Annotated in this window: 19 protein-coding genes; 2 read left to right on the top strand and 17 right to left on the bottom strand. The window is 64.0% G+C overall.

All coding sequences use genetic code 11. The features are described 5' to 3' along the window. Nucleotides 1–101 precede the first annotated feature (101 nt). Both NFW05_RS08945 and NFW05_RS08940 read left to right on the top strand, forming a co-directional pair. Nucleotides 102–1,736: a peptide chain release factor 3 gene (locus tag NFW05_RS08945; protein WP_295305235.1), complete on the top strand. Its 1,635-nt coding sequence runs from the start codon at nt 102–104 to the stop codon at nt 1,734–1,736. Between the two features lie 52 nt (nt 1,737–1,788). Then, nucleotides 1,789–2,478, top strand: coding sequence for a YceH family protein (locus NFW05_RS08940; RefSeq protein WP_295305232.1), 690 nt, complete (start codon nt 1,789–1,791; stop codon nt 2,476–2,478). Nucleotides 2,479–2,579: 101 nt separating this feature from the next. Here NFW05_RS08940 and NFW05_RS08935 read toward each other — a convergent pair whose 3' ends face one another. The 17 genes from NFW05_RS08935 to ndhC form a co-directional block, all read right to left on the bottom strand. Then, nucleotides 2,580–3,740 carry a two-component system response regulator gene (locus NFW05_RS08935; RefSeq protein WP_295305230.1) on the bottom strand — a complete coding sequence of 387 codons (1,161 nt, stop codon included), beginning with the start codon at nt 3,738–3,740 and terminating at the stop codon, nt 2,580–2,582. After that, a complete protein-coding gene (locus NFW05_RS08930; RefSeq protein WP_295305227.1) occupies nt 3,737–7,642 on the bottom strand; it encodes a response regulator in 3,906 nt (1,301 codons plus the stop codon). Before NFW05_RS08930 ends, NFW05_RS08935 begins: the two co-directional genes overlap by 4 nt. A gap of 164 nt (nt 7,643–7,806) precedes the next feature. Further along, entirely contained in the window at nt 7,807–8,367 is a 561-nt protein-coding gene (locus NFW05_RS08925) for an NUDIX hydrolase (RefSeq protein WP_295305224.1), read from the bottom strand. A 63-nt stretch (nt 8,368–8,430) separates the two neighbouring features. Next, nucleotides 8,431–9,903 carry an NADH-quinone oxidoreductase subunit NuoN gene (gene nuoN / locus NFW05_RS08920; RefSeq protein ID WP_295305506.1) on the bottom strand — a complete coding sequence of 491 codons (1,473 nt, stop codon included), beginning with the start codon at nt 9,901–9,903 and terminating at the stop codon, nt 8,431–8,433. Between the two features lie 27 nt (nt 9,904–9,930). Beyond that, nucleotides 9,931–11,415 (bottom strand): NADH-quinone oxidoreductase subunit M, encoded by a 1,485-nt coding sequence (locus tag NFW05_RS08915; protein WP_295305222.1) that lies wholly within the window; start codon nt 11,413–11,415, stop codon nt 9,931–9,933. A gap of 23 nt (nt 11,416–11,438) precedes the next feature. Then, a complete protein-coding gene (gene nuoL / locus NFW05_RS08910) occupies nt 11,439–13,541 on the bottom strand; it encodes an NADH-quinone oxidoreductase subunit L (protein ID WP_295305219.1) in 2,103 nt (700 codons plus the stop codon). 2 nt (nt 13,542–13,543) lie between these two features. Then, nucleotides 13,544–13,849 carry an NADH-quinone oxidoreductase subunit NuoK gene (gene nuoK / locus NFW05_RS08905; protein ID WP_015768187.1) on the bottom strand — a complete coding sequence of 102 codons (306 nt, stop codon included), beginning with the start codon at nt 13,847–13,849 and terminating at the stop codon, nt 13,544–13,546. Nucleotides 13,850–13,943: 94 nt separating this feature from the next. Continuing rightward, a complete protein-coding gene (locus NFW05_RS08900) occupies nt 13,944–14,546 on the bottom strand; it encodes an NADH-quinone oxidoreductase subunit J (RefSeq protein ID WP_295305216.1) in 603 nt (200 codons plus the stop codon). Between the two features lie 16 nt (nt 14,547–14,562). Continuing rightward, nucleotides 14,563–15,051 carry an NADH-quinone oxidoreductase subunit NuoI gene (gene nuoI, locus NFW05_RS08895; RefSeq protein WP_295305214.1) on the bottom strand — a complete coding sequence of 163 codons (489 nt, stop codon included), beginning with the start codon at nt 15,049–15,051 and terminating at the stop codon, nt 14,563–14,565. 10 nt (nt 15,052–15,061) lie between these two features. Then, nucleotides 15,062–16,114, bottom strand: a complete 1,053-nt coding sequence (nuoH, locus tag NFW05_RS08890; RefSeq protein ID WP_295305211.1) for an NADH-quinone oxidoreductase subunit NuoH — start codon at nt 16,112–16,114, stop codon at nt 15,062–15,064. Further along, entirely contained in the window at nt 16,111–18,450 is a 2,340-nt protein-coding gene (gene nuoG / locus NFW05_RS08885; RefSeq protein ID WP_295305207.1) for an NADH-quinone oxidoreductase subunit NuoG, read from the bottom strand. The genes nuoH and nuoG overlap by 4 nt, the downstream gene beginning before the upstream one ends. A gap of 9 nt (nt 18,451–18,459) precedes the next feature. Further along, nucleotides 18,460–19,761, bottom strand: coding sequence for an NADH-quinone oxidoreductase subunit NuoF (gene nuoF / locus NFW05_RS08880; RefSeq protein WP_295305503.1), 1,302 nt, complete (start codon nt 19,759–19,761; stop codon nt 18,460–18,462). Between the two features lie 26 nt (nt 19,762–19,787). Then, on the bottom strand, nt 19,788–20,261 hold the full coding sequence (nuoE, locus tag NFW05_RS08875; protein ID WP_295305204.1) for an NADH-quinone oxidoreductase subunit NuoE: 474 nt from the start codon (nt 20,259–20,261) through the stop codon (nt 19,788–19,790). Further along, nucleotides 20,261–21,514, bottom strand: coding sequence for an NADH-quinone oxidoreductase subunit D (locus tag NFW05_RS08870; protein ID WP_295305201.1), 1,254 nt, complete (start codon nt 21,512–21,514; stop codon nt 20,261–20,263). Before NFW05_RS08870 ends, nuoE begins: the two co-directional genes overlap by 1 nt. Then, nucleotides 21,507–22,112 (bottom strand): NADH-quinone oxidoreductase subunit C, encoded by a 606-nt coding sequence (locus tag NFW05_RS08865; protein WP_295305198.1) that lies wholly within the window; start codon nt 22,110–22,112, stop codon nt 21,507–21,509. Before NFW05_RS08865 ends, NFW05_RS08870 begins: the two co-directional genes overlap by 8 nt. A gap of 21 nt (nt 22,113–22,133) precedes the next feature. Further along, nucleotides 22,134–22,610: an NADH-quinone oxidoreductase subunit B family protein gene (locus NFW05_RS08860; RefSeq protein WP_295305195.1), complete on the bottom strand. Its 477-nt coding sequence runs from the start codon at nt 22,608–22,610 to the stop codon at nt 22,134–22,136. Between the two features lie 3 nt (nt 22,611–22,613). Continuing rightward, complete coding sequence (ndhC, locus tag NFW05_RS08855) at nt 22,614–22,988, bottom strand: NADH-quinone oxidoreductase subunit A (RefSeq protein ID WP_295305192.1); 375 nt, start codon at nt 22,986–22,988, stop codon at nt 22,614–22,616. Between the last annotated feature and the right edge of the window lie 112 nt (nt 22,989–23,100).

Genomic DNA, 23,100 nt, shown 5'->3' with positions numbered 1-23,100 from the left:
CTGGCGCAGGACTTGCTATAGTCCTGCCCCACACCGCCGGGTGGACAGGCCACCCGTCCGACCGGCGGCTTCCGTTCCGTAGCCGGCCAGCCAGGTTCACCGTGAGTTCCGCCCCGAGCACCCAGCCAACCGACAGCCCGTCCCCGTCCGAAGTGCTTCGCGAGGTCGCCCGGCGGCGAACCTTCGCGATCATTTCGCATCCGGACGCGGGCAAGACGACGCTGACCGAAAAACTGCTGCTCTTCGGTGGGGCGATCCAGCTCGCCGGGACGGTCAAGGGGCGCAAGAGCGCGCGGCACGCGACCTCCGACTGGATGGAAGTCGAGAAGCAGCGCGGCATCTCGGTCACCAGTTCGGTGATGCAGTTCGAGTTCCGCGAGCACACGATCAATCTGCTCGACACCCCGGGGCACGAGGACTTTTCCGAGGACACCTACCGTGTGTTGACGGCGGTCGACGCAGCAGTCATGGTCATCGACGCGGCCAAGGGAGTCGAAGCACAGACGATCAAGCTGCTCAACGTCTGCCGGATGCGCCACACGCCGATCATCACCTTCATCAACAAGCTCGATCGTGAGGTGCGCGAACCGTTCGATCTGCTCGGCGAGATCGAATCGGTACTCGGCATCGAATGCGCGCCGATCACCTGGCCAATCGGCATGGGCAAGAGCTTTCGCGGCGTGTACCACCTGCTCAACGACTGCGTGCTGAACTTCGTCCCTGGAGAGGAACGGCGCAGCGAGGCCGAGCGCGTCGACGGCCTCCACAACCCGGTGCTCGATTCCCGGTTCCCGGGCGAGGTCGCCCGCCTGCGCGACGACGTCGAGCTGATTCGCACGGCCAGCAATCCCTATGATCTGGTCGGCTTCCTCGCCGGACGACAGTCGCCGGTGTTCTTCGGCTCGGCGATCAACAACTTCGGCGTCCAGGAGGTGCTCGAGGCACTGCTCGACTGGGCACCTCCTCCACAGGAGCGCGACGCGGGGACCCGCATGGTGCAGCCGGCCGAGCCGTCGTTCAGCGGCTTCGTGTTCAAGATCCAGGCGAACATGGACCCGCGCCACCGCGACCGCATCGCCTTCCTGCGGGTCTGCTCGGGCCGTTACACGCCGGGCATGAAGGTGCGGCACATCCGCCTCAATCGCGAGATCAAGCTGGCCAACGTACTGACTTTCATGGCCAACGAGCGCCTGCTGATGGAAGATGCCGTGGCTGGAGACATCATCGGCATTCACAACCACGGCAACCTGCACATCGGAGACAGCCTCAGCGAGGGCGAAGCACTCGCTTTCAAGGGCATCCCCTACTTCTCGCCCGAACTCTTCCGAGTCGCCCGCCTGCGCGACCCGCTGAAGGCCAAACAGTTGCTCAAGGGGCTTCAGGAGCTCGGTGAGGAGGGAGCGATCCAGGTCTTCGAGAATCTGGCGACCGGTGCCCTGTTGCTCGGCGCAGTCGGTTTCCTGCAGTTTGAAGTCGTCGCCCAGCGCCTGCAGACCGAGTACAAGGTCGACGCGGTCTTCGAGGCCGCGGAAATCCACACGGCGCGCTGGCTGACCTTCCCCGACGACGCGACGAGACGCGGTTTCGAGCGCGAGCAACTGCAGCGGATGGCCAGGGACGTCGACGGCAACCCGGTCTTCCTGGCCAGTACGCGTTACAACCTCGAAGTCACCCAGGAAAAGTGGAGCCGCGTGGGCTTCCACGACGCACGCGAACACGGGCAGGTTTTCGCTTGAACGGGGGCGTGGCGAGCGCCGGTCGCGCGAGCCCCTCGACGAGGAGAGTGCGATGAAGCACCTGGACGACAAACTGCTGAGCTTTCTCGAAGCACGGATTCTCGGCGTGCTCGTCGAGAAGGAAAGGACGACCCCGGATGTCTATCCGCTGACGCTGAGCAGCCTGACCACCGGGTGCAACCAGAAGACGGCGCGCGAGCCAGTGGTCAGCGTCGAGGAAGCCGAGGTGCAGTCAGCGCTCGAAGCGCTGCGCAGCCGGGTGCTGGTCATCGAAAGTTACGGCGCCTCGGGGAGGGTCCTCCGCTACGCCCAGAACGTCGCCAGAGTCTATGGGTTGCCCGCGGGGAGCGTCGCCCTGCTCGCCACCCTGGTCCTCAGGGGACCCCAGACGGCCAGCGAGCTGCGCGCGAACAGCGCACGCCTCCACTCCTTCGACGACAACTCGGCAGTCGAAGCCTATCTCGACGAGATGGCTGAGCGCAGCACCGGCGCGCTCGTCGTCCGCTTGCCGAAGCAACCGGGATCGCGCGAGCCGCGCTGGACTCACCTGCTCTGCGGAGACGCCGAAGGGTGGGCACGGAACGAGGCGCGACCCCCTGCCAGCCCGGGGGAACCGGCCGATCTGATCGATCGGGTCGTGCGCATCGAGAAGGAAGTCGCCGAACTGCGCGCCGCGCTGCAAGACCTGACGAAGCTCGCACGGGCGGCCGCGCGGTCCACCGACGATCCGCAGCCGCGGTAGCCGGAAAGCCCGCCACAGACTGCAGGACGGCAAGCCATCAACCGGCGCGGCGCTCGCGCTCCGCGAGGGCCGACCGGCCGCGCACGCGAGACTCGGCCGGCTCAGACGTCGACGGCAACCGCCTGAGCGAGGAACTCGATCTTCCTGCGCAGATCCTCGTCCGAGTCGGGATAGCGCTCGGCGATCAGGCGAAATTCCTGGTTGATCTCGGCAAAGGCGTCCACGACATCCGGGTCGAAATGGCTCCCGCGCCCCTCGATGATGATCTCGGTGGCGGCCTCGTGACTCATCCGCTCCTTGTACACGCGCCGGCTGATCAACGCGTCGTAGACGTCGGCGACGGCCATCAGCCTCGCCGAGATCGGGATCTCGTCAGCACGCAGCCCCTGCGGGTAGCCGCTGCCATCCCATCTTTCCTGGTGGCACAGTGCAATCTCCTTGGCGATCGTCAGAAACTCGACGCTTCGCCCGAGCCAGTCCTCGGCGAGCTGGATCGCGTCCCGACCCAACAGCGTGTGGCTCTTCATGATCTCCATCTCCTGCGGATCGAAGCGCCCCGGCTTGAGCAGGATTCGGTCGGGAATCCCCACCTTGCCGATGTCGTGCAGCGGCGCCGACTTGAAGAGCATCCGGATGTTCTGGTCGGTGAGGAAAGCGGCAAAGCGAGGGTGATGCCGCAACTGCTCGGCCAGCGCGCGCACGTAGCGTTGAGTACGCAGCAGATGCTTGCCGGTCTCGGAGTCGCGGGTCTCGGCGAGTGAGGCCATCGCGAGAATCGTCATGTCCTGGACGGCTTCGAGTTCCCTGACCCGGCGAGCCACCTCGACTTCGAGGAAGTCGTTCTTGCTGCGCAGGAAATCGGCGCTGGCCTTGAGTGAGAGCTGGGTGGCGACGCGCGCCATGAGGATCGGCGGACTGATCGGCTTGGTGATGTAATCGACCGCTCCGAGCGCCAGGCCCCTCTGCTCGTCCTCGATTTCCGACCGGGCAGTGAGAAAGATCACCGGGATGTGCCGAGTCCCGGGGTCTGCCTTCAGGCGGCGGCACACTTCGTAGCCGTCGAGGTCGGGCATCATCACGTCGAGCAGGATCAGGTCCGGCGGTGCCGGTGAGGCCGCTATCCTGAGCGCCTTCTCTCCATGGTTGGCGACTTTCACCCGGTACGTATTCCGAAGCAGCGCCGACATCAGCGACAGGTTGTCCGGCGTGTCGTCGACTACCAGAACGGTCGCTCTCCCGTTCAAATCTGTCGTGTCGATCATGGGCTCTCCCCAATTCGGGAAATGAGGCCGGCTGCCTCGATGCTGACTCGCAGCGCAGCCAGACCGGCCTCGTAGTCGAAGCTGCGGACTGCCGACTCGATGGCTCGATAATTGCCACCGAGAGCCGTACGCAGAAGTGCCGACTCGGCGTCGAGCAGGTCTCCGGCTTCGGGATCGTTGTCCGCCAGCAGGCTGGCCAGGCGGCGGCAGACCTCGGCCGGACGCAAGGGGTCGACGTCCGGAGATCGCTCGTCGCCGTCGTCGGGCGGCAGGCGAGCAGCCAGCGCGGCGGTCAGGGCAGCGAGCGCTTCGGCGAGCGGAACGAGAAGCCGATCGACCTCGGCTCGGGGTCGCCGTTCGGCCAACGCCGATTCGAGCATCCCGGCGCGCCCGCGCAGGTCGAGCGCCCCGATGTTGGCGGAAACGCCTTTGAGCGTGTGCGCCAGGCGTTCCGCCAGGCGCCAGTCGTCGCTGGCCAGCGCAGCCCCGATGTCGGCAGCAGCCTGCCGCTGACCGACGAGGAACCTGCGCAGCATCGAGAGATACAGGGGCTTCCGGCCGAGCACGCGGCGCAGGCCCGCCACCGTGTCGAGGCCCGGGATGTCGAGCGTGTCGAGGTTCTCGGGAACGTTCGTCGCGATCGGCGGCTGTCTCACCCTGGCCCACTTGCGGAGCAGCCGCCAGAGCTCGGCAGGCTCTATCGGCTTGGCAACGAAATCGACCATACCGGCTTCGTGACACTGCTGCCGGTCGCCTGACATGGCGTTGGCGGTCATCGCCACGACCGGCAGGTCGGCGCGTTCGGGAAGCGCCCGGATCGCCCGGGTCGCAGCGAGGCCATCCATCACCGGCATGTGCATGTCCATCAGGACGAGATCGTAGTGCGCAGCCCTGACCTTGTCGACAGCCTGCTGCCCGTCGGCCGCGAGATCGACCAGGAGACCCGCGCTGACCAGCAGTTCGCTGGCGACCTCCTGATTCAGCGCGTTGTCTTCGACGAGCAGCACGCGCGCGCCCCTGGTCGCCGCCAGACGTTCGTCGACAGGACTCTGCGCTCCCCGCTGCCCCGGGAACTGGCCTGCGGCTCCACCGATCAAGCGGATCACGCTGTCGAAAAGCAGCGAGGCATTGACGGGCTTGAGGAGAACGTCCCTGATCCCTTCGGCTGCTGCCTGCTCGAGCAGTTCCTCCGAGCTGTCGCCGGTGATGATCACCAGGTGCGGAGCCGGCGAAAGGCTCAGCAAGCGGATCTGCTTCGCCGTTTCGACGCCGCTCATCCCGGGCATCTGTGAATCGAGGAAGACGATTTCATAGGGGTCGTACTGCGCCGCGCGGGCGACTTCGGCGACGGCGAGGTCACCCGCGGGCAGGTCGGTGACCACGAAGGTCATCGCCCTGAGGAGGTCACGGATGACCGCCCGTGCGCTGTGGTTGTCATCGACGACGAGCAGGCGCCGGCCGCGCAGGTCGGGGCTTGGCACGAGCGTTCGCGCCTCGAGAGGCGAACGCCGCAGCCGGGCGGTGAACCAGAAGGTCGACCCTCGACCATAGTCGCTCGACACGCCGACCTCACCGCCCATCAGCTCGGCAAGCTTCTTGGAGATCGCCAGTCCGAGACCGGTCCCGCCGAAACGTCGGGTGATCGACGTATCCGCCTGCGAGAAGCTGCGAAACAGGCGGCCGACCTGCTCCTCGGTCAGACCGATTCCGGTATCGCGCACCTCGAAGAGCAGCAGGAGGCTTTCCGCGTTCTGCTCGGCGACGCTGACGCGGGCATCGACCTCGCCCTGCTCGGTAAACTTCACCGCATTGTTGACGTAGTTGATCAGGATCTGGCCCAAGCGCAGCGGGTCACCGATCATCAGGGCGGGGACCGCCGGGTCAACGTCGAAAACGAGTTCGAGCCCCTTCGCGGCGACCCGTCCGGCAACCAGCGTGGCGACGTTGTCGAGGACTTCCTCGAGGGCAAACTCGGTTTCCTCTACGGCCAGCTTGCCGGCTTCGACCTTCGAGAAGTCGAGAATGTCGTTGACCACGCCGAGCAGGTGCTGTGCGGAGTCCTGAATCTTGCCCACCTGATCACGCTGACGCGGCGACAGATCGCTTCTCAGAATCAGGTGGGACATGCCGATGATCGCGTTCAACGGAGTGCGGATCTCGTGGCTCATGTTGGCCAGGAAGGCGGTCTTCATCCGGTTGGTCTGTTCGGCCAGTTCCTTCGAGCGCTGCATCGCGTCGGCAGCTTCGCGTTCCCGGGTGACGTCCTCGAACATCCACACCGTTCCCCGCCCCAGTTCGGCCGGATCGACAGCCCGGCCGCTGATCCGGCACCAGAACAGGGAACCGTCCCTACGCTGGAGTTCGAGGACGCGCTTGACGATCTCGCCGCGCATCAGGTCGGCGTCGATCTCGCGGATGACCTTCGGATCCTGCCCGAACGGTACGCAGATCCGGGGCGACCTGCCGATGATTTGGTTGGGGGCATAGCCGAGCAGCTCTTCGAGCCGACGATTGACATTGACGAAGGCCCGGTTGCGGATGAAGGCGATGCCGAGGCTGGCGGTCTCGAAGATCGCGGTCTGCTCTTCGTGGGCGCGTCTGATGCGCTCCTCGGCGGCTCGCCGCGCGGTCGTGTCACGCAGGACGACCACCGTCCCGGCGAGAGTGTCGCTCCGATAGAGGGGTGTGGTCGCGTATTCGACGGCCAGCGCGGTGCCGTCGCTTCGGCGCAGCAGTTCGTCATCGACCTTGCGCGCTACGCCATCGCGGGCGGTCTGGAGCATTGCGCTGGTACCAGGATCGGGGCCACTGCCGTCGCCACGCGGGTAGCACACCTCGGCCGGAAAGACCTTGCCGAGCAGCTCATCGACCCGGTAGCCGAGCATGCCGAGCACCGCCGGGTTGGCGAAGGTCAGACGACCATCGGTGTCCAGCCCGAGGATCCCGTCGCTGGCCGATTCGAGGATCAATCGGCCATGTTCCTCGAGCGCAGCCAGTTCGACTGCCTGCCTTTCGAGCTGCGCGGCCTGTTCCTGTGTCGCCTCGAGCAGTCTCTGGGTGCGGGTGCTCCGCTCCATCACCTCGAGGCTCAGCGCGACGATCGGCATCAGGCCATCGAGCACGGCCCTCCCGTCGTCGCCGAAGGGCCCGCTGCCGCCCAGGGCGACGACCGCCAGGGTCCGGCCTGAACGGACGACCGGGACGAGCAGCAGCGTTCTCGCACCGCTGCTCCGCGCATCGACGGGCGTGCCGGCCGACACGTCGGACTCGTAATCGACGACCCGCTCGCGGGCGTCGTGGGCACAACGCCCGACGTCGCCCTCGCCGATGGTGGTCACCGCCGGACCGCCGAACTCGCCGGCGCCATCGGCAGCGATCTTCTTGAGGGTACGGCGGTCCTCGGCGACGATGAAGAAGGCTCCATGGTCAGCGCCGAGAGCGGGGACCAGTGACGAGATCAGCTGCCCGGCCAACTCGGTGAAGGTCGCCGCTTGCTGGATCTGCCCCGAGATCGCCGCGATCTGTGTCCGGATCCAGCGCTGGGCGGCCATCCCCTGTTGAACTCCCTGCAGGGCGAAGAGGCTGCGGGCAAGCTCGCCGACTTCATCGCGCCTTCGCTGGTACGGGATCGTCTCCTTCACGTCGCCTGCGGCCAGCGCGGCGACGACCTGCCCGAGGCAGCGCAGCGCCCCGGTTCTCGAGCGCCTAGCCACGACAATCGCGACGAGCAGCGCGAGCGACCCGCCGATGAGCAGCAAGCATCCGGTCAGCGTCCGTAGCGCTGCTTCCTGCTCCTGGCCCGCGAGCTGCGCCAGGCCGGGCAGGATGAACGCGCCGCCAGCGAGCAGTGCGACGACCGCGGCAGCGAACAGCAGCCAGGAAGCTGAAGGTCGCTCAACCATGGCCAGCGCGGAAGCGCCGCTCGCTCACGGCAACCGGCGGGTCCCCGGGAGGCGGCAAGGCATCGGCGGCCGAAGCGCTGCCCTTCGCCCTGGGATTGCAGGGCAGCCGCACGCGCCGGCGGAGGCGACCCGGGCTCGACCCCGATCTGGCAGGGCAATGCGCGCTACCAGCCGGACACAAGGACTTTTTCCGCCCAGAAGAGGCCGGTGATCGTCTTGGCGTCGGTGATCGATCCGCTGCGCACGGCTTCGAGGGCTTCGTCCAGCGGCACTGCGACGACGTCGATGAACTCGCTGCTGTCGAGAGACTGGGCGGCAAGGTGTTCCAGGCCGGCGGCGTGGAATATCTCGATTCGCTCGTTCGAATAGCCGACACACGGGTGCATGACCCCGAGGTGGCGCCATTGTCCGGCCGAGTAGCCGGTTTCCTCGAGCAGCTCGCGGCGGGCAGTGGTCAGGACGTCTTCGCCCGGGTCGATCTTTCCGGCGGGGAGTTCGAGAAACGAACGGCGCAGAGGATAGCGATACTGGCGGACGAACAACAGGCGCCGGTCGTCGAGCTGGCCAATGACCACCGCCGCTCCCTGGTGCCGGACGTATTCGCGAAGACACTCGCGGCCGTCGGGCAGACGGACACGGTCGCGGCGGACGTCGAGCAGCTTTCCGCCAAAGACCTGCTGGCTGTCGACTTCCTCCTCCCGGAGGTGGGCGAACAGATCATGCATCACGGGAACTCCTCAACGAAAACGCCCCGTCGAGCGGGGCGTTCCGGCGCCGCGGCAGCGGCCCTACAGTGAGCGCAGCAACGAGAACGCGCAGAGCGACATCAGCGCCTGCGGGAAGACGCCGAGCAGCGCGATCGCCAGGCCGTTCGCCGAGAGCAGCAGCTTCATGTCCAGCGGCGCCTCGACCGGCGAAGTCGTCGCAGGCGGGTCGAAGTACATCAGCTTGACGACCCGCAGGTAGTAGAAGCAGCCGATCAGCGAGAAGGCGACGGCGACGATCGCCAGCCAGAGCTGACCAGCGGCGACGACCGCCTGGAGCACCGAGAACTTGGCGAAGAAACCGACGAAGAACGGTATCCCGGCCATCGAGAACATCATCATCATCATCAGCCCGGCGAGCCAGGGGTTGCGCCGGTTGAGCCCCTTGAAGTCGTCGAGCTCGTCGGACTCGAGGCCGCCGCGCGCGAGCAGCAGGATCATCCCGAAAGCGCCGGCACTGGTCAGCACGTAGGTGATCACGTAGAACATCGCCGAGCTGTAGGCGTTGAGCGCAAAGCGTGCGTCGCCTCCGACGACCCCGGTGACGACGCCGAGCAGCATGAAGCCCATGTGCGAGATCGCCGAATAGGCGAGCATCCGTTTGAGGTTGGTCTGGGCGATCGCGGCGATGTTGCCGACGGCCATCGACAGCACCGCGAGCAGGATGAGCATATCCTGCCAGTCCTTGGCGAGAACGATCAGCCCGTTGATCAGCAGCCGGACCATCATCGCGAAAGCGGCGAGCTTCGGCGCGGTGGCGATGAACAGCGTGACCGCCGTCGGCGCGCCGTGATAGACGTCGGGGATCCACATGTGGAACGGTACGACGCCGAGCTTGAAGGCGATTCCGGAGACGACGAAAACCAGGCCGAAGACGAGCACTCCCTTGTCGGCCTGGCCCAGGTAGAGCCGCTCGGCGATCGCGGTGATCTCGAGCGTCCCGGTTGCCCCGTAGATCATCGACATGCCGTAGAGCAGGACTCCGGATGCGAGGGCGCCAAGCACGAAGTACTTCATCGCCGCCTCGGTCGCTGGCACCGAATCCCGGTTCATCGCGACCATCGCATAGAGCGAGAGCGAGAGCAGCTCGAGCCCGGCATAGACGGTGACCAGATGATTCGCCGAGATCATCACCATCATGCCCAGCGTCGCGAACAGCGCCAGGGCGTAGTACTCACCCCTGAGCATCTGCTCGCGCTCGAGGATGTAGCCCCGCGAGTAGAAGAGGACGACGATCACCGTCAGATAGAGCAGCAGCTTCAGCAGGTCGCCCATCAGGTCGCCGACGAACATGTTGCTGAACGTATAGGTGATCTCGCCCGTGCTGACGGCGAAAGTGACCACGGCCGTGCCGACGAGACTCAGCTGGGTGAGCACGAAGGTCAGCGTTCGCTTCCTGTCCCTGACGAATAGATCGAGGATCAGGATCACGCAGGCCATCAGCAGGATGAAGATCTCGGCGCTCGCCGGACGGAGGTCCGGCGTCAGGAACTGCATTTCGGCAAGAGTCATGGCGGCTACCAGTTATTGGATCTTGCTCAGGGCGACATGGTGCAACAGCTCATTGACCGAACTGTGCATGACCTCGGTGAACGGCTGCGGGTACAGACCCATGCCCAGCGCGCCGATGGCGAACAGGACGAAGATCAGGAACTCGCGCGCGTTGATGTCGGTCAGCTCGGCAACGTGATGGTTGGCTACCGCACCGAAGACGACCCGCTTGTACATCCAGAGCGTATAGGCAGCGCCGACGATCATCGTCGTTGCCGCGGCGAAGGCGATCCAGAAATTGTGCTTCACCGACGCCAGGATGACCATGAACTCGCCGACGAAGCCGGATGTCGCCGGCAGGCCGGCGTTGGCCATCGCGAAGAGCATGAAGAAGGCGGCGAACTTGGGCATCGTATTGACCACGCCGCCGTAGTCGGCGATCTGCCGGGAGTGGGCCCGGTCGTACATCACGCCGATCGAGAAGAACATCGCTCCGGAAACGAAACCGTGCGAGATCATCTGGACGAGCGCGCCTTCGATGCCCATCGCGCTGAAGATGAAAAAGCCCAGAGTCACGAAACCCATGTGCGCGATCGACGAATAGGCGACGAGCTTCTTCATGTCGTCCTGCACGAGAGCGACGAAGCCGATGTAGATGATCGCGATCAGTGACAGCGCGATGACCAGGCCGGCAAGTTCGTGCGAGGCGTCGGGGGTGATCGGCAGCGAGAAGCGGAGGAAACCGTACGCGCCAAGCTTCAGGGCGATCGCCGCCAGGACGATCGAGCCGCCGGTCGGGGCCTCGACGTGCGCGTCGGGCAACCAGGTATGCACCGGCCACATCGGCACCTTGACCGCGAAGGCGATCAGGAAGGCGAGGAACAGCCAGACCTGCGCGTTCAGCGCCAGCGGCATCTGGTGCCAGTCGAGGATCGAGAAACTGCCGCCGGAGGCCAGGAACAGGTAGAGCAGCGCGATCAGGAAGAGCAACGAGCCGAAGAGCGTGAACAGGAAGAACTTGAACGCGGCGTAAACCCGGTTGGGACCTCCCCAGACGCCAATGATCAGGTAGAGGGGGATCAGCGAGGCCTCGAAGAAGACATAGAAGAGGACGCCGTCGAGCGCGGAGAAGATGCCGTTCATCAAGCCCGACATGATCAGGAAGCCGGCGTTGTACTGGGCGACCTTGCTCTCGATCACCTGCCACCCGGCGAGCACGACGGTGACGGTGATGAAGCTGTTGAGGATCACGAAGGGCATCGAGATGCCATCGACGCCAAGATGGTAATTGACGTTGAACCGCGGGATCCACGAGCGAAGTTCGACGAACTGCATCGCCGGAGTGTGCACGTCGAAACCCGTATACAGCGGGATGGTCACCAGCAATCCCGCGACCGCCCCGAGGAGCGAAAGCATCCGGGCCAGCGGGGCATTCCGGTCAGAGCCGGTCGCCAGGACGACGAGCCCGGCAAGGATCGGTACCCAGATGGCGAGAGAGAGAAGCGGCGTGCCTGACATATCAATCCCAGTCTTTTGCTAGCTCAGGCGCGCGTGACCCAGAGGGTCATCAGGACGAACACGCCAATGATCATCGTAAAAGCGTAGTGGTAAATGTGACCGGTCTGGAAGAAACGAACCACGCTTGCAAACCAGCCGACGAAACGCGCCGAGCCATTGACGATGACGCCGTCGATCAGCCCGGCATCGCCACCCTTCCACAGGCCACGCCCGATCAGGCGAGCGCCACCGGCGAAGAACACCTCGTTGAACCTGTCGAAGTAGTACTTGTTGTCGAGCAGCGTGTAGATCGGGGCAAAGCGGGATTTCACGGCTTCCGGGATGTCCGGACGCCTCAGATAGAGGAACCAGGACAGCGCGACACCAGCCAGCGCCAGCCAGAAGACGGCCGTGGTCAGCGCATGGGTGGCCATCGCGAAGGCACCGTGGAAGTGGTGAGCGAGTTCTTCCATCACCGGGTGCGCCTGTTCATCGACGAAAATCGCGTCCTTGAAGTAGCCGCCGAAGAGCATCGGCCCGATGGCCACGTAACCGATGACCACAGACGGGATCGCCAGAAGGATCAATGGCAGAGTGACCACCCACGGGGTCTCGTGCGGCTTTTGCCCGGGAGCGAGCCCGTGGTGTTCGCCGTGCCCGGTGTCCGCGCCATGATGCGCGTCGTGGCCGTGGTGAGCGGCGTCGGCATCGGCCGCGTGCGCGTCGTGGTGGGTGTGGGCAGCGGGTGCGTCATGATGGCCGGCATGGTGCGCTGTCTGGCCGAAGCGCTCTTCGCCATGGAAGACGAGGAAGTACATCCTGAACGAGTAGAAAGCGGTGACGAAGACGCCGGCCATCACCGCGAAATAGGCGAAACCCGACCCCGGAATGTGCGAGAGCTTGACCGCTTCGATGATCGAGTCCTTCGAATAGAAGCCGGCGAAGAACGGCGTGCCGATCAGCGCGAGCGAGCCGATCAGCGAGGTCAGCCAGGTGATCGGCATGTACCTGCGCAGGCCGCCCATGTTGCGGATGTCCTGATCGTGATGCATGCCGATGATCACCGAACCGGCGGCGAGGAAAAGCAGCGCCTTGAAGAAGGCATGGGTCATCAGGTGGAAGATCGCCACCGAATACGCCGAGGCTCCCAGGGCGACGGTCATGTAGCCGAGTTGGGAGAGTGTCGAATAGGCGACGACGCGCTTGATGTCGTTCTGGATGACGCCGAGGAAGCCCATGAACAGGGCGGTCACCGCGCCGATCACGATGACGAAGGACAGTGCGGTGTCGGAGAGTTCGAACAGCGGCGACATCCGGGCAACCATGAAGATCCCGGCGGTGACCATCGTCGCCGCATGGATCAGTGCCGAAATCGGCGTCGGACCTTCCATCGAGTCGGGCAGCCAGACGTGCAGCGGTACCTGCGCCGACTTGCCCATCGCCCCGACGAAGAGCAGGACGCAGATGGCGGTCATCAGCTCGACCCCCTTGCCCGAACCGAAGAGCGAGATCGTCGTATCGGCCGCCGCAGGAGCCTTGGCGAACACCGCCGCGTAGTCGAGTGTCCCGAACCAGGTCAGGACCAGGCCGATGCCGAGGATGAATCCGAAATCGCCGACGCGGTTGACCAGAAAGGCCTTGAGGTTGGCGAAGATCGCCGTCGGGCGCGTATACCAGAAGCCGATCAGCAGGTAGGAAACGAGGCCGACGGCTTCCCAGCCGAAGAAGAGCTGCATGAAGTTGTTGCTCATCACGAGCATCAACATCGAGAAGGTGAACAGCGAGATGTAACTGAAGAAGCGGTTGTAGCCGGGGTCGTCCTGCATGTAGCCGATCGTGTAGATATGTACCATCAGCGAGACGAAGGTGACGACGAGCATCATCGTCACGCTCAGCTGGTCGATCAGGAAGCCCACTTCGAAGCGGTAGTCTCCCGAAGTCAGCCACTGGTAGACGGGGCCGTTGAAGGTATTGCCGGCCATCACGTCCTTGTAGATCAGGAACGAGGCGAAGCAGCTGATCGCCACGCCGGCGATGGTCACGCCGTGCGCCACCCAGCGCGGGATCACCCGACAGAACAGGCCGGCAATGATCGCCCCGACGAGAGGAGCCAGGGGAACCAGCAAATAGAGCTTTTGCATTTCCATCGTCACCCCTTGAGGCTGTCCAGATCATCCACGTGGATCGTCTTCAGGTTGCGGAACAGCACGACGAGAATCGCCAGGCCGATGGCGGATTCCGCAGCTGCGACGGTCAGGATGAAGAAGACGAAGACCTGGCCGGCGAGATCCTGAAGATAGTGCGAGAAGGCGATGAAGTTCATGTTCACCGCCAGCAGCATCAGCTCGATCGACATCAGGATGATGATCAGATTCTTGCGGTTGAGAAAGATGCCGACGACGCTGATCGCGAAAAGAATCGCGCCCAGGATCAAGAAATGGGACAGTGTAAGCAAGGTACCTCCCTGATTCCCTTTGCATGGGGTGCGGCAGCTTGGCGCGCACCCGGCCGGATTCGCCTGGTTCTTGTGCTGGCTCGATGGTTGCTGGTCAGTCCCTCTTTTCAGCGGGCATCTGCAGCACGCGGACGCGGTCCCGAGCCTTGACGAAGACCTGCTGCGACGGGCTGACCGACTTGTTCTTGCGCCTCTCGCGCTGCGTCAGGGCGACCGCAGCGACGATGCCGACGAGCAGGACCACCGAGGCCAGCTCGAAAGGATAGACATAATCCGTGAACATCAGGCGACCGACGGCCTGGACGTTGCTGTGCTCCGCACCGGCCTGCTCGACGCTGGTCTCGAACAGGCCGAGGTAGTTCCCGCCGAGCACCAGGGCCATCTCCGAGACCATCAGCAGAGCGATGATCGAGCCAAGCGGAAGATAGCGCCAGAATCCCTCGCGGAGACGGTCGATGTTGATGTCCAGCATCATCACCACGAACAGGAAGAGGACCATCACCGCGCCGACGTACACCAGGACCAGAGCGATCGCCAGAAACTCGGCCTGCAGCAGGATCCACACGCCGCTCGCCGTGAAGAAGGCCAGGACCAGGTAGAGGGCAGCGCGCACCGGGTTGCGTGCGGTGATCACCCGCAACCCGGCGATCACCAGGATCGCCGAAAGGAAATAGAAAACGAAGGTCCTGAATTCCATCTTGTCGGTCTGCCTGTCAGCGGTATTTCGAATCGAGTTCGCGATCGGCCGCGATCTGCGCTTCGTAGCGATCGCCGTTGGCCAGAAGCATCGCCTTGGTGTAATAAAGATCGCCGCGGCTTTCCCCGTGATATTCATAAACGCGGGTCTCGACGATCGCGTCGACCGGGCAGGCTTCCTCGCAGAAACCGCAGAAGATGCACTTCGTCAGATCGATGTCGTAGCGTGTCGTGCGCCGTGAGCCGTCGGCGCGCTGATCCGACTCGATGGTGATCGCCATCGCCGGACAGACGGCTTCGCAGAGCTTGCAGGCAATGCATCGTTCCTCGCCGTTGGGATAGCGGCGCAGCGCGTGCAGGCCGCGGAAGCGGAAACTCTGCGGCGTCTTCTCTTCGGGGTACTGGACGGTGATCTTGCGCGCGAACATGTAGCGCCCGGTCAACGACAGGCCCTTGAGCAGCTCCTTGAGGAGGAGGCTGTTGAAAATTTCCTTCATCGAGCCCATGACTCGCCCCTCATTTCCAGATGTTCAAGGGTGACATCATCCAGACCCCGATCACCACCAGCCATATCAGGCATACCGGGATGAACACCTTCCAGCCGAGGCGCATGATCTGGTCGTAGCGATAGCGTGGGAAGGTGGCACGAACCCAGAGGAAGATGAACAGAACCGCGGCGATCTTCAGGAACAGCCAGAGGATGCCGTCGGGCAGGAAACCGAAGGGGGAAAGCCAGCCGCCGAGGAAGAGGATGGCCGCCAGCGACGATACGAGGATCATGTTCGCGTACTCGGCCAGAAAGAAGACCGCAAAAGCCATTCCCGAGTACTCGACGTGGAAGCCGACGATCTCGGATTCACCCTCGGCGAGGTCGAACGGCGCGCGGTTGGTTTCGGCGACGATCGACACGAGATAGACGATGAACATCGGCAGCAGCGGCAGCCAGTTCCAGGACAGGAAAGCCAGCCCCTTGTCAGCGAAGTAGCCCTGGCTCTGGGCCCTGACGATGTCGCCGAGGTTGAGACTGTTGGAGACCATCAGGACGACGACCAGCGCCAGGCCCATGGCGATCTCGTAGGAGATCATCTGCGCGGCGGAGCGCATGCCGCCGAGGAACGCGTACTTCGAGTTCGATGCCCAGCCCGAGAGGATGATTCCATAGACGCCGACCGAGGTGATCGACATGATGTACAGCAGACTCGCGTTGATGTTCGCGAGGACCAGCGTGTCGTTGAACGGAATCACCGCCCATGCGGCGAGTGCCGGAGCAAAGGCGAATACCGGCGCGAGCAGGAAGACCGCCCGGTCGCAGCCGGTGGGAATGACCACTTCCTTGAACAGCAGCTTCAGGCCATCGGCGATCGGCTGGATCAGCCCCCATGGACCGACGCGGTTGGGACCGATCCGCACCTGCATCCAGCCGATGACCTTCCGCTCCCAGAACGTCAGGTAGGCGACGACGAGCAGCAGCGGCGCAATGATCAGCACGATCTTGAGCAAGGTCCACACCAGTGGAAACGCTGCCCCGAAAACTCCCTGCAACACTCCCTGCAGCGCCTCGACCATCATGCACGCTCCACGTTGATCGCACCGAACATCTCACCCAGCGCCGCGGTCGAGCTGTGCGCCGCGGCAACCCGGACACACCCGTCGGGTACCGTGTCGTCGAGTCTGGCGGTCAGCAACGCTTCGCCACTGCCCTGCCGGACGCGCACCTGGACCCCGTCGGTGACTCCGATCGAGCCGAGCGTACGGGCGCTCATGCGCGCGGTCGGCAGCGCCGCATCGCGGGTCATCTGGAGCGCCGGTGCCCGGCGGACCAGTGGGTCGGCAAAGTGGATCGGGACGTCCGCCACCCGCTGCAGGCTGCCCTCTGCGGTCGCTCGCCGGACGGAGACCGCGACCTCACCTCCCTTGAGCCCGTTGTCGAGTCCGCCGACGAAGAGCGATCCGGGTGGAACGAGTTCGTCGCGGACCTGCTCACTCGACGTCTGGTCGAAACCCGAAAGAGCGAGAAGGTTGCCAAGCACGCGCAGCACCTTCCAGCCCGGGCGTGCGTTGCCAAACGGGGCAACGACGCCAGCAAAGCTCTGCGGCCGCCCCTCGGCGTTGACGAAGGTTCCCGAGGTCTCGGTAAACGGGGCGACCGGCAGCAGGACATCGGCGTACTCGGTCTGTGCGCCGTCGGCAAACGGGGTCAGCGCGACGACCAGCGCGGCCTGAGCCAGCGCCGCGCGGGCCAGCTGCGGATCGTGGCAGTCGAGTTCCGGCTCGATGCCGAGCAGAACGTAGGCCCGGCGCGGCTGGGCGAACATCTCGTAGCCATTGAGAGCGGTCGGCAGCGCCTTGGCCAGGTAACCGCCGACGCTGTTCGCCGCCTCGCCGATGAAGCCGTAGCGAGCCGAGGTCAGCCTGGCCAGCGAGCTGGCCAGTGCGTGGATCTCGGCGGCCTGCGGGTGCTGCTCGACGGCATTGCCGAGAAAGATCGCCCGCCTCTCGCCTTCGAGCAGGCTGCGGGCGATCGCCTCGCTGGCCGCGCACGGCTCGACGTTTTCGAGGCCGGCCGGAGCGCGCCCACCGCTCAGCGCGGCCGCGGCCTTGACGATGGCCGCCAGCGCGCGAGGGAGATCGGCGGGGGCGACGGCGAGTTGCGCGTGCAGGTTGATCAGCGGGTCGTCCCGAGTCACCGAAACGAGACTGACCTTGCCCGACTTCCTGGCCAACTGTCGCAGTCGCTGGGCGAAGAGCGGATGATCCTTGCGCAGGAAGCTGCCGACGACCAGCGCAGCGTCGAGCTCCTGAATCTCGGCGAACCTCAGACCAAGCCAGGGTATTCCGGCGAGCTTGCCGTCGGCCGAGAAGTCGCGCCGCCGCGGACGGAAGTCGATGTTGCCCGACCCCAGGCCACGCGCCAGCTTCTGCAGCAGGTGCAGTTCCTCGAGCGTCGAGTGTGGAGAGCCGAGGAAAGCCAGCGAATCCGGCCCACTGTCGGCGACGATGTCCCTCAGGGCGTGAGCGACGTAATCGAGAGCGACGGTCCACTCGACCTCACGCAGCGCGCCGTCCACACGGACCATCGGGTTGGCCAGCCGTGCCGGTGAATTCAGGGCTTCGTACGAGAACCGGTCCTTGTCGGAAATCCAGCACTCATTGACTTCTTCATTCTCGCGCGGCAGCACCCGCTTGACGACGTTGTTCTTGATCTGGACGGTCAGGTTGGCGCCGACGCTGTCGTGCGGGCTGATCGACCGCCGCCGCGACAGCTCCCAGCTTCGCGCAGAATAACGGAAGGGCTTCGAGGTCAGCGCGCCGACCGGGCACAGGTCGATCATGTTGCCCGAGAGTTCCGAATCCACCGAGCGGCCGACGAAGCTGGTGATCTCCGAGTGGACGTTGCGGTTGGCCATCCCGAGTTCCATGACTCCGGCGATTTCCTGACCAAAGCGGACGCAGCGCGTACAGTGGATGCACCGCGCCATTTCCTGCATCGAGATCAGCGGCCCGACGTCCTTGTGAAACACCACCCGCTTGTCTTCCGCGAAGCGCGAAGCGCTCCCTCCGTAGCCGACGGCGAGATCCTGCAGCTGACACTCGCCGCCCTGGTCGCAGATCGGGCAGTCGAGGGGATGGTTGATCAGCAGGAACTCCATGACCCCTTGCTGGGCCTTCACGGCCAGCGGTGAATGGGTAAACACCTTCATGCCGTTGGTCACCGGAGTGGCGCACGCGGGTAACGGCTTGGGCGCCTTCTCGACCTGCACGAGGCACATCCGGCAGTTCGCGGCGATCGAGAGCTTCTTGTGATAGCAGAAGTGGGGAATGTAGGCGCCAAGCTGCTGCGCCGCATCCATGATCGTGCTGCCTTCCGGCACATCGGCTTTCTTGCCGTCGATTTCGATTTCCATCGTCCGTCCCTAAACCGTTGCCGTAAAGAAGCCACTTCCGGCGCGCTGGACATCGACGGGCACGAGGCACTTCCTGTTTTCGATGTGGTACGCGAACTCGTCGCGGAAGTGTTTGATGAAGCTCTGTACCGGCATCGAAGCAGCATCGCCCAGCGCACAGATGGTTCGGCCCATGATGTTCGTGGTCACGCTGGCGAGGAGGTCGAGATCGTCGGGGCGCCCTTTACCGTTTTCTATGCGGTGCACGACCTTGTACAGCCAGTTGGTGCCCTCACGGCACGGCGTGCATTGGCCGCACGATTCCTCGTAGTAGAAGTACGAGAGACGTTCGAGCGCCTTGACCATGCAGGTCGTCTCGTCCATGACGATCACTGCGCCCGACCCGAGCATCGAACCCGCCTTGCTGATCGAGTCGTAATCCATCGTGCAGTCCATCATCATCGCGGCGGGAACGACCGGCGCCGACGAGCCCCCTGGAATGCAGCCCTTGAGCTTGCGCCCGCCGCGCATGCCGCCGGCCATCTCGAGCAGGGTGGCAAAGGGGGTGCCGAGAGGAATCTCGTAGTTCCCGGGGCGGTTGACGTGCCCGGAGACGGAGAACAGTTTCGTTCCACCGTTGTTCGGCTTGCCCGCTTCGAGGTAGGCCTCGCCGCCGAGGTTGATGATGTACGGGATCGAGGCAAAGGTCTCGGTGTTGTTGATCGTCGTCGGCTTGCCGTAAAGCCCGAATGACGCCGGAAATGGCGGCTTGAAGCGTGGCTGCCCCTTCTTGCCCTCGATCGACTCGAGCAGTGCCGTCTCTTCGCCGCAGATGTACGCTCCGTAGCCATGGTGCGCGAAGAGGTCGAAGTCGAAACCCGAGCCGAGGATGTTCGTACCCAGGAAACCCGCCGCCCGCGCCTCGTCGAGAGCCTCCTCGAAGCGCTCGTAGATCTCCCAGATCTCGCCGTGGATATAGTTGTACCCACGCCCCGCACCCATTGCGTAGCCGGCGATGATCATTCCCTCGATCACCGAATGCGGGTTGAAGCGCAGGATGTCCCGGTCCTTGAACGTTCCTGGCTCGCCTTCGTCCGAGTTGCAGACCACGTACTTGTCGCCAGGGAACGAGCGCGGCATGAAGCTCCACTTCAGCCCGGTTGGAAAGCCGGCCCCCCCGCGACCGCGGAGGACCGATTTCTTGACCTCGTTGATCACCTCGCCCTGCGGCATCTTCCCTTCGAGAACCCGGCGCAATGCCCTGTAGCCGCCGCGCGTGAGGTAGTCCGCCAGACGCCACGCCCTGTCGCCATCGAGGCCGACGGTGAGCATCGGGTTGATTGCACCGAGGATCGCCATTACTTGAGCTCCGCCAGCAGTTTGTCGATTTCCTCGGGGTTCATCCAGCTGCACATGCGGCGATTATTGACGATCATCACCGGAGCATCCCCGCAGGCGCCCATGCACTCGCTTTCCTTGAGCGTGATCAGGCCGTCCGGAGTCGTTTCGTTGTAGCCGATCCCGAGCTTCTTCTTCAGGTACTCGCCGGCATCGACGCCACCGGTGAGCATGCACGGCAGGTTCGTGCATACCGACACCTTGTACTTGCCGACGGGTTTGAGGTCGTACATGCCGTAGAAGGTGGCCACCTCGTAGGCCGCGATCGGCGCCATTCCGAGATACCCGGCGACGAACTCGATCGCTTCGTTCGACAACCAGCCCCGCTCTTCCTGGGCAATGGCCAAGGCGGCCATCACCGCCGACTGCTTCTGATCCGGCGGGTACTTGGCAATTTCCCGATCGATTCTCTTGAGGGATTCTGGAGTCAACATCAGCGGTCAATCTCGCCAAAAACGATGTCCTGGGAACCAATGATCGTCACCACGTCGGCGAGCATGTGTCCGCAAGCCATCTCGTTCATCGCCGAGAGGTGTACGTAGCCCGGCGCGCGAATCTTCAGACGGTAGGGCTTGTTCGCCCCGTCGGAGATCACGTAGATCCCGAATTCGCCCTTCGGATGCTCGACGGCCGAGTAGACCTCCCCTTCGGGGACGTGAATCCCTTCGGTGCACAGCTTGAAGTGATGGATCAGTTCCTCCATGTTCGACTTCATCGCCTCGCGACTCGGCGCGGCGACCTTGCAGTTGTCGGACATCACCGGGCCAGGATTCTGTCTGAGCCAGTCGATACACTGCTTGATGATGCGGTTGGATTGCCGCATCTCTTCCATGCGCACCAGATAGCGATCGTACGAATCGCCGGTGACCCCGACCGGGATGTCGAAATCGAGGCGATCGTACACTTCGTAGGGCTGCTTCTTGCGCAGATCCCAGGCAATCCCCGAGCCACGCAACATCGGCCCGGTGAAACCGCGCTGCAAGGCGCGCTCGGGCGAGACGATACCGACATTGACCAGTCGCTGTTTCCAGATCCGGTTGTCGGTCAGCAGCGTCTCGTATTCGTCGAGCAGCGCTGGGAAACGGCTCACGAAGTCATCGAGGAAGTCGAGCAGCGAACCGGCCCGCGCCGCGTTGAAGGGCCTGATCTGCGCAGCGCTCTTCCACTTCGACTCCTGGTACTGGGGCATGCGATCGGGGAGGTCGCGATAGACACCACCCGGACGATAGTAGGCCGCGTGCATGCGCGCGCCGGAGACCGCCTCGTAAGCGTCGATCAGATCCTCACGCTCGCGAAAGGCGTAGAGAACCATGGTCATCGCCCCGACGTCGAGACCGTGACAGCCGACCCAGAGCAGATGGTTGAGGACGCGCGTGATCTCGTCGAACATGACGCGGATGTACTGCGCGCGGATCGGCACCTCGATGCTCAGCAGCCGCTCGATGGCCATGCAGTAGGCGTGCTCGTTGCACATCATCGACATGTAGTCGAGGCGGTCCATGTACGGCACCGACTGAATCCAGGTCTTCGTCTCGGCGAGCTTCTCGGTCGCCCGATGGAGCAGGCCGATGTGCGGGTCGGCGCGTACGACCACTTCGCCGTCGAGCTCGAGGACGAGGCGCAGCACGCCATGCGCGGCAGGGTGCTGCGGCCCGAAATTCAGCGTGAAGTTGTGCAGTTCAGGCATGGTCGACGTTCCCGTAGGTCGCCTCGCGGACGATCCGCGGCGTGATCTCGCGCGGCTCGATGGTTACCGGCTGGTAGATGACACGTTGCTGGTCAGGGTCATAACGCATCTCGAGGTAGCCGGAGACCGGGAAATCCTTGCGGAAAGGATGGCCGACGAATCCGTAATCGGTGAGAATCCGCCGCAGGTCGCTGTGTCCCGGGAAGACGATCCCGTACAGGTCGAAAGCCTCACGCTCGAACCAGTCGGCCGAGTTCCATACCGGGGTGATCGAGGGGACCGACGGGAAATCGTCGTCCTCGGCGAAACAGCGGACGCGCAGGCGCCAGTTGCGGGTGATCGACAGCAGGTGGGTCACCACTGCGAAACGCCGCCCCTGACGGGCAACGTTGCCGTAAGCCGAATAATCCACTCCGCAGAGGTCGATGAGTTCCTCGAAAGAGAGACTCGCCGTGTCGCGCAGACGCAGCATCACATCCAGATAGTCGGCGGCATCGACTTCGACGGTGACTTCGCCATGCGCCGACTTCAACGACTTCAGGCGATCACCGAGGCTTTCCTGCAGGTTCAGGGTCAGCGCTTCCAGCGTGGCAGACATGGCTCACTTCCGATCGGAGGGTCAGCGGGCGATGGTGTTCGTACGGCGAATCTTGTTCTGGAGCTGGATCAGGCCGTAGATCAGCGCCTCGGCCGTCGGCGGGCAGCCGGGGACATAGATATCGACCGGCACGATGCGGTCGCATCCCCGGACCACGGAGTACGAGTAGTGATAATAGCCGCCCCCGTTGGCGCACGAGCCCATCGAAACGACCCAGCGCGGTTCGGCCATCTGGTCGTAGACCTTGCGCATCGCCGAAGCCATCTTGTTGGTCAGCGTCCCGGCGACGACCATCACGTCGGACTGACGCGGACTCGGGCGGAAGACGATGCCGAAGCGGTCCAGGTCATAGCGTGAGCACCCGGCCTGGATCATCTCGATCGCGCAACAGGCCAGACCGAAGGTCATCGGCCACAGCGAACCGGTACGCACGTAGTTGATCAGCTTGTCGGCCGTCGTGGTGACGAAACCTTCCTGGAGAATGCCTTCGATGCTCATCACTCACTCCCAGTCGAGGGCGCCCCTGGCCCAGGCGTACACGTACCCGACGACCAGTATGGCGATGAAGACCATCATCTCGATGAAGCCGAACCATTTCACCGCCTCGGTCTGGGCAATCTCCTTGAAGATCGTCGCCCAGGGGAGAAGGAAAGCGACCTCGAGATCGAAGAGAATGAAGATGATGGCGATCAGGTAGTAGCGCACATCGAACTTCATGCGCGCATCCTCGAAGGCTTCGAAACCGCACTCGTAGGGAGAGAGCTTTTCGGCATCCGGCCGATGCGGACCGACGACCAGGCCGGCGATGACCGGGGCGAAACCGAAAGCGACCCCGACCAGGATGAAGACAAACACCGGGAAATAGCTCTCGAGCATGATCCGCCCCACAAGCGCTTCGATTCAGACCGCAGCCATCGCCAATGCAAAGCTGCTACTGGTGCCGACGATGAGACTCGAACTCATACGACCGAAGTCACTACCCCCTCAA

It is taken from the genome of Accumulibacter sp. (assembly GCF_023806625.1).
GTDB lineage: Bacteria > Pseudomonadota > Gammaproteobacteria > Burkholderiales > Rhodocyclaceae > Accumulibacter.
The sequence above is the reverse complement of the archived record's forward strand: the minus strand, read 5'-3'. Positions and strand labels throughout refer to the sequence as shown.

Coding starts and splice junctions, on each gene's coding strand:
- NFW05_RS08930 (WP_295305227.1), bottom strand. CDS start 7,642: ATGGTTGAGCGACCTTCAGCTTCCTGGCTGCTGTTCGCTGCCGCGGTC.
- NFW05_RS08935 (WP_295305230.1), bottom strand. CDS start 3,740: ATGATCGACACGACAGATTTGAACGGGAGAGCGACCGTTCTGGTAGTC.
- nuoL (WP_295305219.1), bottom strand. CDS start 13,541: ATGGAAATGCAAAAGCTCTATTTGCTGGTTCCCCTGGCTCCTCTCGTC.
- nuoE (WP_295305204.1), bottom strand. CDS start 20,261: ATGTTGACTCCAGAATCCCTCAAGAGAATCGATCGGGAAATTGCCAAG.
- NFW05_RS08940 (WP_295305232.1), top strand. CDS start 1,789: ATGAAGCACCTGGACGACAAACTGCTGAGCTTTCTCGAAGCACGGATT.
- nuoF (WP_295305503.1), bottom strand. CDS start 19,761: ATGCTCACCGTCGGCCTCGATGGCGACAGGGCGTGGCGTCTGGCGGAC.
- nuoN (WP_295305506.1), bottom strand. CDS start 9,903: ATGCAGTTCCTGACGCCGGACCTCCGTCCGGCGAGCGCCGAGATCTTC.
- nuoG (WP_295305207.1), bottom strand. CDS start 18,450: ATGGAAATCGAAATCGACGGCAAGAAAGCCGATGTGCCGGAAGGCAGC.
- NFW05_RS08860 (WP_295305195.1), bottom strand. CDS start 22,610: ATGAGCATCGAAGGCATTCTCCAGGAAGGTTTCGTCACCACGACGGCC.
- nuoI (WP_295305214.1), bottom strand. CDS start 15,051: ATGGGCTCGATGAAGGAAATTTTCAACAGCCTCCTCCTCAAGGAGCTG.
- NFW05_RS08865 (WP_295305198.1), bottom strand. CDS start 22,112: ATGTCTGCCACGCTGGAAGCGCTGACCCTGAACCTGCAGGAAAGCCTC.
- ndhC (WP_295305192.1), bottom strand. CDS start 22,988: ATGCTCGAGAGCTATTTCCCGGTGTTTGTCTTCATCCTGGTCGGGGTC.
- NFW05_RS08900 (WP_295305216.1), bottom strand. CDS start 14,546: ATGGAATTCAGGACCTTCGTTTTCTATTTCCTTTCGGCGATCCTGGTG.
- NFW05_RS08915 (WP_295305222.1), bottom strand. CDS start 11,415: ATGTCAGGCACGCCGCTTCTCTCTCTCGCCATCTGGGTACCGATCCTT.
- nuoH (WP_295305211.1), bottom strand. CDS start 16,114: ATGATGGTCGAGGCGCTGCAGGGAGTGTTGCAGGGAGTTTTCGGGGCA.
- NFW05_RS08925 (WP_295305224.1), bottom strand. CDS start 8,367: ATGCATGATCTGTTCGCCCACCTCCGGGAGGAGGAAGTCGACAGCCAG.
- NFW05_RS08870 (WP_295305201.1), bottom strand. CDS start 21,514: ATGCCTGAACTGCACAACTTCACGCTGAATTTCGGGCCGCAGCACCCT.